Source organism: Lentibacillus jeotgali (genome assembly GCF_000224785.1).
Lineage (GTDB): Bacteria > Bacillota > Bacilli > Bacillales > Amphibacillaceae > Lentibacillus > Lentibacillus jeotgali.
This window is the reverse complement of record NZ_AGAV01000003.1, coordinates 263,845-278,104: the sequence shown is the minus strand read 5'-3', so window position 1 is coordinate 278,104 and position 14,260 is coordinate 263,845. Positions and strand designations below refer to the sequence as shown.

Annotated in this window: 15 protein-coding genes; 13 read left to right on the top strand and 2 right to left on the bottom strand. The window is 41.3% G+C overall.

Features of this window, described 5'->3' with window-relative positions; genetic code table 11:
- Nucleotides 1-10: 10 nt before the first annotated feature.
- Nucleotides 11-391: a YbaN family protein gene (locus ON01_RS01915; RefSeq protein WP_010529321.1), complete on the bottom strand. Its 381-nt coding sequence runs from the start codon at nucleotides 389-391 to the stop codon at nucleotides 11-13.
- Between the two features lie 294 nt (nucleotides 392-685).
- On the opposite strand from ON01_RS01915, the gene hisZ reads away from it, so the two are divergent.
- The 9 genes from hisZ (at nucleotide 686) to hisC (ending at nucleotide 8,451) form a co-directional block, all read left to right on the top strand.
- A complete protein-coding gene (hisZ, locus tag ON01_RS01910) occupies nucleotides 686-1,921 on the top strand; it encodes an ATP phosphoribosyltransferase regulatory subunit (RefSeq protein ID WP_010529320.1) in 1,236 nt (411 codons plus the stop codon).
- Nucleotides 1,922-2,548 carry an ATP phosphoribosyltransferase gene (gene hisG / locus ON01_RS01905; RefSeq protein WP_010529319.1) on the top strand — a complete coding sequence of 209 codons (627 nt, stop codon included), beginning with the start codon at nucleotides 1,922-1,924 and terminating at the stop codon, nucleotides 2,546-2,548.
- Nucleotides 2,549-2,554: 6 nt separating this feature from the next.
- The gene (gene hisD / locus ON01_RS01900; protein ID WP_010529318.1) at nucleotides 2,555-3,838 is read left to right on the top strand and encodes a histidinol dehydrogenase; all 1,284 of its coding nucleotides are present in this window, start codon (nucleotides 2,555-2,557) and stop codon (nucleotides 3,836-3,838) included.
- Nucleotides 3,831-4,415 (top strand): imidazoleglycerol-phosphate dehydratase HisB, encoded by a 585-nt coding sequence (hisB, locus tag ON01_RS01895; protein ID WP_010529317.1) that lies wholly within the window; start codon nucleotides 3,831-3,833, stop codon nucleotides 4,413-4,415. Before hisD ends, hisB begins: the two co-directional genes overlap by 8 nt.
- Nucleotides 4,416-4,653: 238 nt before the next feature.
- Nucleotides 4,654-5,256, top strand: coding sequence for an imidazole glycerol phosphate synthase subunit HisH (hisH, locus tag ON01_RS01890; protein ID WP_010529315.1), 603 nt, complete (start codon nucleotides 4,654-4,656; stop codon nucleotides 5,254-5,256).
- Nucleotides 5,256-5,966 carry a 1-(5-phosphoribosyl)-5-[(5-phosphoribosylamino)methylideneamino]imidazole-4-carboxamide isomerase gene (hisA, locus tag ON01_RS01885; protein WP_010529314.1) on the top strand — a complete coding sequence of 237 codons (711 nt, stop codon included), beginning with the start codon at nucleotides 5,256-5,258 and terminating at the stop codon, nucleotides 5,964-5,966. The genes hisH and hisA overlap by 1 nt, the downstream gene beginning before the upstream one ends.
- On the top strand, nucleotides 5,966-6,724 hold the full coding sequence (gene hisF / locus ON01_RS01880; RefSeq protein ID WP_010529313.1) for an imidazole glycerol phosphate synthase subunit HisF: 759 nt from the start codon (nucleotides 5,966-5,968) through the stop codon (nucleotides 6,722-6,724). The genes hisA and hisF overlap by 1 nt, the downstream gene beginning before the upstream one ends.
- Nucleotides 6,725-6,728: 4 nt before the next feature.
- Nucleotides 6,729-7,373, top strand: a complete 645-nt coding sequence (gene hisIE, locus ON01_RS01875) for a bifunctional phosphoribosyl-AMP cyclohydrolase/phosphoribosyl-ATP diphosphatase HisIE (protein WP_010529312.1) — start codon at nucleotides 6,729-6,731, stop codon at nucleotides 7,371-7,373.
- Nucleotides 7,366-8,451, top strand: coding sequence for a histidinol-phosphate transaminase (gene hisC / locus ON01_RS01870; protein ID WP_010529311.1), 1,086 nt, complete (start codon nucleotides 7,366-7,368; stop codon nucleotides 8,449-8,451). Before hisIE ends, hisC begins: the two co-directional genes overlap by 8 nt.
- A 59-nt stretch (nucleotides 8,452-8,510) precedes the next feature.
- On the opposite strand, the gene ON01_RS01865 is transcribed toward hisC, so the two are convergent.
- Nucleotides 8,511-9,287: a SurA N-terminal domain-containing protein gene (locus ON01_RS01865; RefSeq protein WP_010529310.1), complete on the bottom strand. Its 777-nt coding sequence runs from the start codon at nucleotides 9,285-9,287 to the stop codon at nucleotides 8,511-8,513.
- An 881-nt stretch (nucleotides 9,288-10,168) separates the two neighbouring features.
- Here ON01_RS01865 and ON01_RS01860 point away from each other — a divergent pair.
- The 4 genes from ON01_RS01860 (at nucleotide 10,169) to ON01_RS01845 (ending at nucleotide 14,193) form a co-directional block, all read left to right on the top strand.
- Nucleotides 10,169-11,125 (top strand): ABC transporter permease, encoded by a 957-nt coding sequence (locus ON01_RS01860; protein ID WP_010529309.1) that lies wholly within the window; start codon nucleotides 10,169-10,171, stop codon nucleotides 11,123-11,125.
- Nucleotides 11,112-12,068, top strand: a complete 957-nt coding sequence (locus tag ON01_RS01855) for an iron chelate uptake ABC transporter family permease subunit (protein ID WP_010529308.1) — start codon at nucleotides 11,112-11,114, stop codon at nucleotides 12,066-12,068. The genes ON01_RS01860 and ON01_RS01855 overlap by 14 nt, the downstream gene beginning before the upstream one ends.
- Entirely contained in the window at nucleotides 12,065-12,838 is a 774-nt protein-coding gene (locus tag ON01_RS01850) for an iron ABC transporter ATP-binding protein (protein WP_010529307.1), read from the top strand. The genes ON01_RS01855 and ON01_RS01850 overlap by 4 nt, the downstream gene beginning before the upstream one ends.
- Nucleotides 12,839-13,149: 311 nt before the next feature.
- A complete protein-coding gene (locus ON01_RS01845; RefSeq protein WP_010529306.1) occupies nucleotides 13,150-14,193 on the top strand; it encodes a siderophore ABC transporter substrate-binding protein in 1,044 nt (347 codons plus the stop codon).
- Nucleotides 14,194-14,260 lie beyond the last annotated feature (67 nt).

Below are 14,260 nucleotides of genomic sequence, written 5' to 3'. Positions count from 1 at the left end.
CCCACTGAAGCTATTGCTTATTTTGCAGTGTTTTTTGCTTAAGAATAAACCAAGTAAAATAGGCACCAATTCCGGCCAGTAACAATTTAATGGACAAAAGCGGCACGACAAAAAGAATCGTGTAGCTCATCGCCAGCCATAATAAGGAAACACCTATCACTTTAGCTTTTAGAGGGATCCCCTTGCCATCCCGGTAATTTTGAATGTAGGATCCGAAATACTTATTCGTAATCAGCCAGTTGTATAATTTTTCCGAACTTCTGACATAACAGGCGGCAGCCAGCAATAATAAAGGTGTAGTCGGTAAAAGCGGGAGAATTATTCCCAGCACGCCCAGCCCCAATGAAATTGACCCGGCTATAATTAACAATATCTTCTTTACCTGCTTCATTTTAAACACCAGCTGTGAAGTTTAATTAGTAGACAATCATACCTTTATTTATTATAGCATTTAGCGGCCTGTTATGCCTTAACGTTTATGGAATTTGTTTGACATTTTATTGTATACCTGCCTCCTTCCCTTAATTAAGAAAGCACCACTTGTATAGCTTAGAATACAGCATTTTAAAAAATCTGTTTTTTACGGTTGACATTTGCTTCATAGCTGTCTAGTATATTAATTAACTTAACTTTATTTAAATAAAGTGATAAAGTGATAAAGCAGATAAGTGAATGGAGTTTTTATATGCAACCGTATTTAGCAGGTAATGGACATAACCTGCGCCAGACTGATTATCAGCTTCAAAGCAGTCTGGTAGCAACAATAAAGAGACGTTTCCGTACTTATGGCTACCTGGAAACAGGAACGAGCACATTCCAGGATTATGATATGTACTCCTCCATGGTTGGGACTGTCCGCAAACATAATATGATTAAAACGATTGACCCGTCAGGTGACGTGCTTGTTTTACGCCCTGATATGACTATACCCATTGCACGGCGAATGGCAAACGAAAAGGCATCTTACCGGAGACTCTTCTATGTGCAGGATGTATTCCGGCAGCTTAAGGATGAAAGCAACCCTAAGGAATTCACCCAGGCCGGCGTCGAATGCTTTGGTGAAGACACGCCTGAAAACGATGCCGAGACGATTGCTTTGGCAGTTCATGTGCTGCAGGATTTGGAGTTTGACCAATTCAAAGTCGAGATTGGCCATGCTGGTTTTTTCAAAGACTTGATTGATGAATTGCCTTTATCCCCAGAGGAATTGGAAAAACTGCAGGAACTGATTCAGTCAAAAAACCTGGTCGAAATTCGCCCGTTTTTAAATAACCTTTCCGTGGAAGAGTCAATCGTCAAAGCTATTGAAACAATCCCATTGTTATATGGCAAGCCGCGGGACGTCATTGAAAGAGCGGCAGCAATTACGCTGAACAGCAAGATGGAACGAACAGTCGCGTACTTACAGCAGGTTTATACGCTGCTGAAAGCTTATGGCATCGAAAATTGTGTTGTTTTTGACCTTGGTCTGATTAATCACATGGACTATTATTCAGGGGTTATTTTCCAGGGATATATCACCGGGTACAGCAAGCCTGTACTGATGGGCGGCAGATATAATGATCTGGCTGAGCAATTCGGCGCCGAGATCCCTGCAATCGGATTTGGCTGTATTATCGATCATCTGCTAAATGCGAAGAAAGAAGCGGGTCAGACGGCACAGACAGAGGAAACTGTTGATCTGGTTATCTATTATGACCAAAACAGAAGTTCTGATGCCCTGCCCTATGCCAACCAGCTCCGGAATCAAGGCTATCAGGTGCTGACACAAACAGCCGATAGCACTGGAAATACTCCGGCAAAGTTCATTATTTGGCTTACAGACGAAGAGTCGCTGCTTATCCACCGGCAAAAGCAAACGGCCTTTCAGAATATCGGTGAATTGGAAGATCTGCTGCAAACAGAAATGAGGGAAAACTGAGTGGACACGATTACATTAGCATTGGCAAAAGGACGGACAGCAGAAGATTCTATTAAACTGCTGGAAAAGACGGGTATTTATTTCGATGATTTTAGCAATAAATCCAGAAAACTGGTTTTCTATGATAATACCGGCCGGGTCAAACTAATTTTTGTGAAAGCCGTCGACGTTCCAACCTATGTGGAAAATGGAGCGGCGGATATGGGCATCGTCGGCAAAGACAACATAATGGAAGCCGAGGCGGACATTTATGAAATACTCGATCTTAGACTGGGGCAGTGCAAGTTTGCCGTCGCCGGTTTTAATGACGACCAGCCCACCAGCGGAAATATCTTGACAGTAGCCTCTAAATATCCGGCTGTTGCTAAAACCCATTTCCTAAAAAAAGGCGTACCGGTCGAAACAATTAAATTGAATGGATCAGTTGAACTTGCGCCAATTATTGGTTTAGCCGATGTCATTGTAGACATTGTGGAGACGGGAAACACCATCAAAGAAAACGGTCTGACAATCCTTGAAGAGCTCGATTCGATCAGCACCAGATTAATCGTCAACAAGGCAAGTTTTACCACCAAGTCCGAAAGTGTACATGCATTTATCAATACTTTACAAACTGGTTTGGAGTGACGCGGAATGAAGGTTACAACAGGCGGTGAATTCCTACAGGAGCTGCGAAACCCGACTGAACAAACTGACAACAGCAAGCTTGATGCATCGGTACTCGATATTATCTCTAGGGTGAAGCAAACAGGAGACAACGCATTACTGGAACTGACCGAAAAGTTTGACGGTGTCAGGCTTGATGCGATTTCTGTTACGAAAGCGGAATTTGCAGAGGCACAGGAAGCAGTCAGCAAGGAATTTAAAGCAGCCATTCAAACAGCCCGTAAAAATATCACCGCATTCCATGCCAATCAACAGGAACAGTCGTGGTTTATGAACCAGTCTAACGGCATTACACTCGGCCAAAAAGTGACACCCATCGAACGGGTTGGTGTTTACATACCGGGCGGGAAAGCTGCTTATCCTTCTTCTGTTCTAATGAATGTTATTCCCGCTAAACTGGCCGGTGTGAAAGAGATTGTTATGACCACACCGCCGGACAGCGACGGAAAAATCAGTCCGTATGTGCTTGCGGCGGCTAAAGAAGCCGGTGTTGATGAGGTCTATAAAGTCGGAGGCGCCCAGGCAATCGCAGCACTTGCTTATGGCACCGAAACGATCAAGAGAGTCTTTAAAATTGTCGGTCCCGGAAATGCTTACGTTGCCCGTGCCAAAAAATGGGTGTTCGGTGATGTCGCAATTGATATGATTGCCGGTCCAAGTGAAATCTGCATCATCGCAGACGAAACAGCACAGCCCAGATTCGTGGCAGCCGATCTGCTGTCCCAGGCTGAACATGATGAACAGGCCCGTCCTTTGCTCATCACGACAAGCGGGCAGATAGCTGAAACCGTAAAGAATGAACTATCCCGCCAGGCCGAGCGATTGGAGCGCAAGGCCGTCATTCAGCAGTCGCTCGCACAAAATGGCCACATTATTTTGACCAAAACACTTGATGAAGCGTTCGGTGTCGCCAACCAGATAGCACCGGAACACTTGCAACTGATGATTGCTCAGCCATTTGAAAATCTGGGAAACATCACAAACGCTGGCGCGATTTTTCTCGGTGATTATTCACCCGAACCGCTTGGCGACTATGCGGCGGGACCGAACCATACGCTGCCGACCAGTGGCACAGCGGCATTCTCCTCACCGCTTGGAGTCTATGATTTTGTTAAAAGATCAAGCATTATCCAATATTCGAATGCAGCCCTTAACGGGATTTCAAAAGATATTAGAACCATTGCCGACGCGGAGGGGCTCACAGCTCATGCCAATTCAATTCAAATCAGAAAGGGTGATAACGATGCGTAACACTACAATCAATCGGGAAACAGCTGAAACGGCCATATCGGCAGAACTTGATCTGGACGGTAAAGGGACATCACAAGTTAAGACGGGCATTGGCTTCTTCGACCATATGCTGACGTTGATGACCAAACATGGATTATTTGATCTGACACTTAACTGTGACGGCGACCTGGAAGTTGATCAGCATCATTCCGTAGAAGATACAGGCATTGTTCTGGGGCAGGCATTCAAGGAAGCACTTGGAGATAAAAAAGGCATCACACGTTATGCGACGAGCACCACACCGATGGATGAGGCGCTCTCGTTTATTTCTGTCGATATCAGCGGACGTCCCTATCTTGTTTACCATGTCGATGGACTGAAAGATAAAGTTGGTACGTTTGACACAGAGCTTGTCGAAGAATTCTTTCGGGCGTTCGTCAGCCATGCCGGCATTACACTGCATGTCAATCTGGTATATGGATCAAACAGCCATCACATCATCGAATCGATTTTTAAAGGGTTCGGCCGGGCGCTTGATCAGGCGGTGTCCCTGAGTGATAGAATCGACGGCATCCCATCGACAAAAGGAACGCTTTAATAAAAACACGGTTCTGCCATCGAGGATTGGCCGCACAAACTAGCGGACTTCTCGCGCGATTTGGTGGACTTCTCGCGCGATTTGGTGGACTTCTCGCGCGATTTGGTGGACTTCTCGCGCGATTTGGTGGACTTCTCGCGCGATTTGGTGTTTTGCACCTTCGTGTACTCGGTGCAAAACAGCCTAAGCTGGAAGATTTAAATATTATTTTAACGCAGCAATGAAAAGGAGGCATCACATGATTGCCATAATCGACTACGGTGCAGGCAACATTAAAAGTTTACAATTTGCTCTGACAAAAGCCGGTCTTGAATCACAACTGACAAACAATCAGGACACTATAAGGCAGAGTGACGGAATTATTCTCCCGGGAGTCGGGGCGTTCCATGATGCCATGACTGCTTTACACGCATTGGGGCTCACCAGCATCCTTCAGGAAGAAGCTGCCGATGGAAAACCGATCCTTGGCATCTGTCTTGGGATGCAGCTTTTGTATGATACAAGCTATGAGGATGGGAAATGGGACGGGCTCAGACTGCTTCATGGTGAAGCCGGACGGATTAATGATGCGGTGAAAGTGCCGCATATGGGCTGGAACACATTGACTTATCACAACAGAAGTCTCCTGCTTAAAGGAATCCCAGAAAATTCCTATGTCTATTTTGTTCATTCCTATGCAATCAAGTCATATAACCCGTATGAGCTTATCAGCAGTACTGACTATGGCGGCAAAGTCCCGGCAATCGTACAGAAGGATAATCTGATCGGAATGCAATTCCACCCTGAAAAAAGCGGTGGCACCGGATTACAGTTATTACAAAACTTTGGAGCGATGCTATGATGATTCTTTTTCCTGCAATTGATATCAGAAATGGCAAGTGCGTCCGTCTTATTCAGGGCGACTATAATAAAGAAAAAATATACAACGACTCCCCTGTTGATCAAGCCCGGCAGTGGGAAAGAAACCAGGCTGAATACCTGCATATCGTCGATTTAGATGGTGCAAAAGATGGTGCCTCCGCCAATATTGAAACGATCCGAAAAATTGCAGAAGCCACGACTATTCCCGTTCAGGTCGGCGGTGGCATTCGTTCCATGAATACGATCCGTCAATACCTGTCAGCAGGCGTGGATCGGGTCATTGTTGGCACAGCTGCTATTCATGATAAAGCGTTTCTTAAAGAAGCACTCAGTACATATGGCGACCAAATAGCTGTATCCATTGATGCCCGAAATGGCCGCGTTGCCACTGATGGCTGGACGGAAACGAGTAACGTAACAGCAAAAGAACTAATAAAAGAACTTGAAGCAATTGGCGTAGCGACCATCATTTATACCGATATTTTAAAAGATGGCATGCTGAAAGGTCCCAATTTTGAGGAACTGGAAGCCATCAACAAGCTCACCACCATTAACGTCATCGCCTCCGGGGGTGTTTCGTCCAAAGAAGACATCAATCAACTGAAAAACATGAACCTGTACGGTGCCATTATCGGCAAAGCTCTGTATGATGGCACACTATCGTTTCAAACATTACGGGAGGAACTATAATGCTCGCAAAACGAATTATTCCATGTATGGACGTTGATAAAGGACGGGTTGTAAAGGGACGTAAATTCCAGAACATCCGCGACGTAGCCAATCCGGTTGAACTGGCTAAACGCTATAATGAAGCTGGTGCGGATGAACTCGTTTTTTATGATATTACCGCGTCCCTCGAAGAACGGCCGATATTTTTAGATATCGTCGAGCAGGTAGCGGCAGAAATTGCGATTCCGTTCACAGTCGGAGGCGGAATTCGGAGCATCGAGGATATCCATCAGACATTAAGAGCCGGAGCGGACAAAGTTTCAATCAACAGTGCTGCGGTGAAAAATCCTGAACTCATAAAAGAAGCAGCCTTAAAATTTGGCAGTCAATGTATTGTGCTCTCAATCGATGCCGAACAGACCGAGCCACTAGAATGGACTATTTTTACCAGGGGCGGCAGAAATAATACAGGACTCGATGCAATTGATTGGGCAAAACGGGGAGAGCGACTAGGCGCCGGTGAAATCGTCGTGAATGCCATCGATACAGACGGTGACAAAAACGGCTACAACCTTGAGCTGACAAAAGCTGTTGCCGACAATGTCAATATTCCAGTGGTGGCAAGCGGCGGCGCCGGATCCGACCTACACATTGCTGAGGTGCTGACAAAGGCAAATGCTGATGCGGCGCTGGCAGCTTCCGTCTTTCACTATAGCAACATAGAAATTCCTGAACTAAAGAACTATCTGGATCAAAACGGCATTACTGTCAGGAGGTAATTTTATGTACGACGAACAGCTGAACAAACTGACATTTGACCAGCAAGGTCTGATTCCGGCAATTATTCAGGACGCTGAAACCGCCGAAGTGCTGACACTTGCTTATATGAACAAGGAGTCACTGAACAGAACACTGGAAACCGGTGAGACGTGGTTCTACAGCCGGAAACGCCAGGAACTCTGGCATAAGGGGGCGACTTCAGGCAACAAGCAGCATGTCAAAACTATTCGCTACGACTGTGATGCTGATACCCTTCTGGTGTTGGTTGAGCCGCTCGGGCCTGTCTGTCATACCGGAGAAAAGTCATGCTTTTATAGTACGCTGCAGAAAATTGAAAGCCCTGATCAAATGGGATTAAACGAACTAGCAGCTCTCATCAGACAGCGGCGGAAGGAGGCAAACGAAGGGTCCTATACCACCTACCTATTCGAAGAGGGCATTGATAAAATCCTGAAAAAAGTCGGTGAAGAAACAAGCGAGGTTATCATCGGCGCCAAAAATAACGATCACAGTGAAATGACATGGGAAATCGCGGATTTAACCTACCATACACTTGTCCTGATGGATTTGATGGGGGTTTCCATTTCAGATATTAAACAGGAATTGGCCAAACGTCATGCCGTAAAGGAAGGAAGTACCAATGAATAAATTCTGGAGCGAAGCCGTCAAACGGACAGAACCATATGTCCCGGGAGAACAGCTGGACGATCCAAGTATTATTAAGCTGAACACCAATGAAAATCCGTATGGCCCTTCACCACATGTAGCCGAAGCGATACAATCCGAACTCACGCGAAAATTACACTTATACCCGGCACCGGATGCTGATGAATTACGCGTTGAATTAGGCCGTTATTTCAAACTTGATAAGGATTACATTTTTGCCGGAAACGGGTCGGATGAAGTGCTCGCATTTTCCTTTATGGCTTTTTTTGAACAGAACGCGAAAATCCGCTTCCCGGCCGTTACCTACAGCTTTTATCCTGTTTACGCCAAGCTTTTTAATGTGCCATATGAAGAAATACCTTTAAATCGTGATTTCACGCTGTCAGCCGAAGATTTTTTCGGATCTGAAGGCGGAATCATCATTGCCAATCCCAATGCACCGACAGGATTATATTTGGATACTGAAACCATTGAGGAAATAGTGATCAACAATCCGGAACGTGTCGTAATCATCGATGAAGCCTATATTGATTTTGCTCCCGCTTCAGCCGTTTCTTTAGTTCAGAAATATCCCAATCTGCTTGTTGTCAGAACCATGTCAAAATCGCGATCGCTGGCCGGCTTGCGGGTTGGGTTTGCAATTGGTGACCCAGGACTGATCGAAGCACTGAACAGGATTAAGGATTCATTCAATTCCTATACGATTGACCGTCTTGCCATCGCAGGGGCAGCGGCAGCTATCAGGGATGAAGGGCACCTCCAGGAAACCAGACATAAAATCATCAGCACAAGAGAATGGCTGATTTCCGAATTGAAAAAGCGTGGATTTCATGTCCTCCCGTCACAGGCTAATTTTATTTTTGTTACCCATTATAAGGCTTCAGCTGAATCACTCTATCAGCGTTTAAAAGAGTCAGGATTTTTGGTGCGTCATTTTCAAAAACCGGCAATCGAAAATTATCTTCGTATCACCATTGGATCCAATGAGCAGATGGAAAACTTTTTGAAAGCATTGGATTACATTTTACAGCCATCAGCCGGTTCCGCTATTCAGAACTAAAAATGTATATTAGACGCAAAAAACCAGGTTCAATATGGAACCTGGTTTTTTTAGGAGCCTTATATGTTTATCGTAACATCTGCTTTTTCACGAAGCTGATCAATAATCTTTTGTTGTGCTTCCATCTCTTTTTGTCTTTGAACCTGGGTTTTCAAATCTGATTTCATTTCCTCATAAGAAGGGATGTCTCCCCCGCCATTCCCATTACCGTTGCCATTTTGGCTCATTTGCTCTCTTTGAGATTTAAACTGATCATAAGCCTGCTTCAGCTCTTTTTCCGTAGGCTCGGTACTACCTGACTCTTCAGAAATCAGCTTATCCACTTTTACCTGGGTTTCAACCTGTGACATGATTTCGTCTTCTTTCATGCCTTGTTCTTTCAACGCAGATAAAAATTCATCTTTTGATCCAAGCTGATTTTGTTTCGCTAATTCATTCAAGGTTTCATCAACTTCTTTTTGAGAAGCTTCATAATCACGGTTGTTTACTTCCTGTATGAGAAGTTCGGAGCCCACCATACCTTCTGCCGTCTGTTTTTTCAATTTATCCTGATCAAGCTTCTGGCCGCTCATCTGGGATTGCATAGCCATTCGCTGAAATTGTCCTTTGTAAGTACTTTCAAACTCCTTCTTTGTGATTTCTTCTCCATTTACTTTTGCAACAACATCAGGTACGCCTTCCAGGTCAGGTTGAGGCATCTCCTGCTGTCCAGAGGCTTGTTCACCTTGACCGTTATTATTCCCTTCATTATTTCCAGAGCCGCCATCGCTGCCGCCACAAGCTGCAAGTACAGCAGCCAAACTTAACGTCATCATGACCATTACAAACTTCTTCATAAATGGTTTCCCTCATTTCCTTTCATGGTTATTTCATTCAAACATATTATATGGTGAAACAGCAAGTCTTATTATACGGATTATTTCATGTGAACCCCGTGACAGTGGGATTTATGGGGTTCGTTAACATTTAGATTACAATTGAGCCGGCTTTTCACTTAATTTTGCCGTAAAAAACGGCATCTTCAGCTGGAATATCCTTAGAGGTTTGAAAAGTATAATATGTAATTTTAGCGGGAAAGTATTTCGGCGTTAAAGCTCCAATTATTGAAAAGCTAACACATTCACAAAAAGATTGTGTTAACTTTTCTAATCTTGCAATTAACTAGCTATAAGATCCAACTAATTGGGGTTTCATTTTATAACAGAAGAAAAATACAGGTTGACTGAGGTTATAATTCTGGTATACTTATAACTAATTGATAATGAATCTCATTCTTAATTAGAGTCACTTCAAAGTAATAACAATTATTATTTAAATTAAATTCGGGAATCATAACACAGACCTGCATGACACATCAGGTAGGGAACTTTTATAAAGAAAAGCATTTTATAAATATACGATACTTAATTATAGCACTTGTTCAGTGACACCTGATTTCATAGGTGTTTTTGATATTTCACTATTAGACATATTGAGCTTAGCTGAAGACCAAAAACAACTATTGCTTGTAAGTAGAATACCGCAACTAAATAGTATATTAATTGCTGTAATGAGCATGAGTATCGTTGGTCTCATGATGTAGCAGTTAAGCAGGATTAAATTTGTTTCACCCACCACTGCTGGTACGATGGGTTCAGCGAAACTTGGCATTCTTATTAATGATAGTCATTTACAGTTACGAACTAGGAGTAATCAAACAAGTTATGAGGGTTTAAGAATGAGACTATGGATATTAATAATTGTAACTATGGTTCTATCAGTAATATCGCTATTTATAGGTTCGATAGATATTACCTTAAGTGAGTTGCTAGATTTAGATTCAGATGAGCTGCAAATCTTTTTAATAAGTCGAGTGCCCCGGTTGTTGGCAATTATAATGGCAGGCGCAGGAATGAGTATAGCTGGACTAATTATGCAGAGTTTGAGTCGAAATAAATTTGTATCTCCAACAACAGCTGGAACATTAGATGCCGCTAAACTGGGGATCATGATATCTATGCTGTTTATTACAAATGTCACATACACACAGCAAGTTATCTTCAGTTTCGTGTTCTCTTTAGCAGGTACATTCCTTTTTATGCAAATTCTAGACCGCATTAAATTTAAAGATGCTATATTTGTCCCTCTAATTGGGATTATGTATGGGAATATTCTAGGCTCGATTACTGTATTTTTCGGTTATGAAGCTGATATTCTCCAAAATCTTCAATCTTGGTTTATGGGCAGCTTCACATTAATTATTGCTGGTCGTTATGAGCTATTGTATGTAAGTATTCCAGCTGTGTTACTCGCTTATATTTACGCAAATAAATTTACTGTTGCTGGTATGGGAGAGGATTTTGCGAAGAACTTAGGGATGAGTTATAAGGTAGTCCTTAATTTAGGTCTTATTCTTGTCGCAGTTATTTCTACATCTGTCGTATTAACTGTCGGTGTTATTCCGTTTTTAGGTCTTATTGTACCTAACATCGTATCTATTTTTAAGGGGGATAACATTCGTAAAACAATACCTCTTACAATGGTAGTTGGGATTGCATTTTTATTAATTTGCGACATAATCGGTCGTATCATCGTACATCCGTATGAGATACCAGTTAACATTACAGTGGCAGTAATTGGCAGTGCAATCTTCTTAATTTTGTTATTTAGGGGGAGAGCATATGCAAAGAAATAGTAAGAGGTTGATTTTTTTAGCAGTACTAGCAATTATTTGTGCTTTATTATATGCATTTTATGATATAAAGGGTGGTTTTGATTACGCCTTTCCAAGACGCGTTATTCGAATAGCGGCCATGATGGTTACAGGAGTAGCTATTTCTTATGCAACAGTTGCGTTCCAGACCATTACACAAAACCGTATATTAACCCCTTCCATTATGGGGATTGACTCGATGTATGAAGTCGTGCAGACACTCATTTTCTTCTTGGCAGGATCTACATCGATTTGGGTAGTAAATAACTATTTAAATTTTGGTGCAGCACTTATTGCAATGGTTTTATTTGCGCTTCTTTTATATCGGTTCCTATTCAGAACAAATAAATATCCAATCTATTTATTACTGCTAATTGGTATAATTTTAGGAACGCTTCTCGGGAGTTTGGTAACTTTTCTCCAGGTTTTAATTGATCCTGTAAAATATATGAGCTTACAAACATTCTTATTTGCAAGTTTTATGGATGTTAAAGCTGAAGTTTTGTATATTGCGATTGCCATATTATTCGCTGCATTTATTTACGGCCATCGTATTATGGATCAGCTAAATGTTATGTCGCTTGGTCGTGAAAATGCTATCAATCTTGGTATTAATTATGACCGTATGTTAATGAATATTTTAATTTTAGCTTCGGTGTTGATTGCTACGTCAACAGCGTTAGTTGGTCCGATTACGTTCCTAGGTTTATTGGTAGCAAACTTGTCCTATCAATATTTGGTTACATATAAGCACTCAATCCTAATTTTAGGTGCAAGTCTTATAAGTATTATTGCGTTAGTAGGGGGACAATTTATTGTTGAACATATATTTGAATTGCGTACGACTTTGAGTGTTATTATCAATTTCATTGGTGGTATTTACTTCATTTACTTATTATTAAAGGAAAGTAGGGCGGTAAAATGATTGAGATCAAAGGATTGACGAAGCGATTTGGTAAAAAGAGCGTTGTGGATAAAGTTTCCGTAAACATTAAGCCTAGGACGATAACATCATTTATCGGTCCGAATGGAGCTGGAAAATCTACATTATTGTCAATGGTGAGTCGGTTTTTGGATTCTGATACCGGTGAAGTATTACTTGACCAAGAAAACGTGAAAAAGTGGAAGTCGAATGAGTTTGCAAAACGTGTTTCAATTTTAAAACAGTCCAACTTTTTAAATGTACGTTTAACTGTACGAGAATTAATTTCATTTGGCCGTTATCCGTATTCTAAAGGTCGCTTGACAGCAGAAGATGAAGAGTTTGTAGATCAGGCTATTGATTATATGAACTTACACGATATGGAGGATCAGTTGATTGATGAGTTATCTGGTGGACAGAAACAGCGTGCATTTATCGCGATGGTAATTGCTCAGGATACAGAATATATATTACTTGATGAGCCTTTAAACAACTTGGACATGAAACATTCTGTGCAAATTATGAAAACGCTACGTAAGCTTGTGAACGAGCTTGGTAAAACGGTTGTTATTGTGCTACATGACATTAATTTTGCATCTGTATATTCAGATCGTATTGCCGCGTTAAAAGACGGAAAATTAGTGAAAAATGGTCCGACACAAGAAATTATTAATTCCAAAACCCTTCGTGAAATTTATGAAATGGATATACCAGTTCAGGAACAGAACGACGGTTGTCGTATTTGTGTATATTTTAATTCTTACGCAAATTAGTCGAAAATTTGCACATATTAATAGATGATAGTAACATTAAACACATTTTCATTTTTAAGCCTAACAGCCCGTATAAACGTAGACTCCTTCGTTAGGTACGGGCTTGTATAATAACAGCACAGTATGAAAAACAGCTTTTATTAGTGTTATACAACAGTAAAAATAATTAAGAATTTTGTACAATTTTTTAAAAATCCGTATAAGATGTTGACGAAAACGATTAATAATTCTATAATGATCACAACCTTAATTGATAACGATTATCATTATTAATTAAATGACTAAAATAATACTAGGAGGAATAAAATATTATGAACAATAGGAAATTACTTGGCCTTGCTTTTGCAATGCTAATGCTCTTTCTCCTTCTTGCAGCTTGTGGTTCTAATGAATCCACTAGTGAAGAAGGAAATACAGATTCTTCTGGTGAAGGAACAACTGAAGAGGCAACAGAAGAAGCTGGTTCTACATATCCAATGACAGTTTCTTCAACTCTTTCTTCAAGGGAAAGCAGGGATGGAAGTCAAACTTACAATTTTGAAGATGTAACTTTTGAGTCCGAGCCAGAAAATATTGTTGTATTTGATTATGGTTTCTTAGATACACTGGATGCACTTGGTGTTGAAGGGATTGTTGGGGTTCCTAAGGGATCTACCTTACCAGATCACCTTGAAGATTACAATTCAGATAAGTATACAAATATCGGTACATTAAAAGAACCATTACTTGAAGATATTGCAGCATTAGAGCCAGATGTAATCTTTATCTCTGGTCGTCAAGCTGCATTCTATGATCAATTAAAAGAAATTACTCCTAATGTAGTATTCGTGGGTACTGATCAAGAACAATATTGGGAATCATTTAAGTCTTCTGTAGATATAGCAGCGAAAATGTTTGGTAAACAAGAGGAAGCTAAAGAATATATGGCTAATTTAAATTCTAAAGTCGAAGAAATCAATAACCTTGCTGGAAATTATGACTCAAGCTTAGTAACGTTGTACAATAAAGGTCAATTATCTGGATATTCAACCCCATCTCGTTTTGGGTACATTTATGACGTATACGGATTCCAGCCAGTGACAAAAGATATCGAATCTTCAAGCCATGGTTCTAACTTTGGATATGAAGCAGTTTTGGAATTCAATCCAAAAGTACTATTTGTAATCGACCGTACTGCAGCCATTAGTGGTGATTCAAATATTGAATCTGACATGGAAAATGACATTATTAAACAAACTACTGCTTATCAAAATGATCAAATTGTTTACTTAGACGGTCAACTATGGTACTTAGGTGGCGCCGGTTTACAATCTGAGCTTGCAAAAATGGAAGAAATATTAGCTGAATTGGAATAAGATAAATCTGATTGAATTATAATCCCTATAATAAAAAAGGCAGCCCCTGCATAAGTGCAACTTAGGC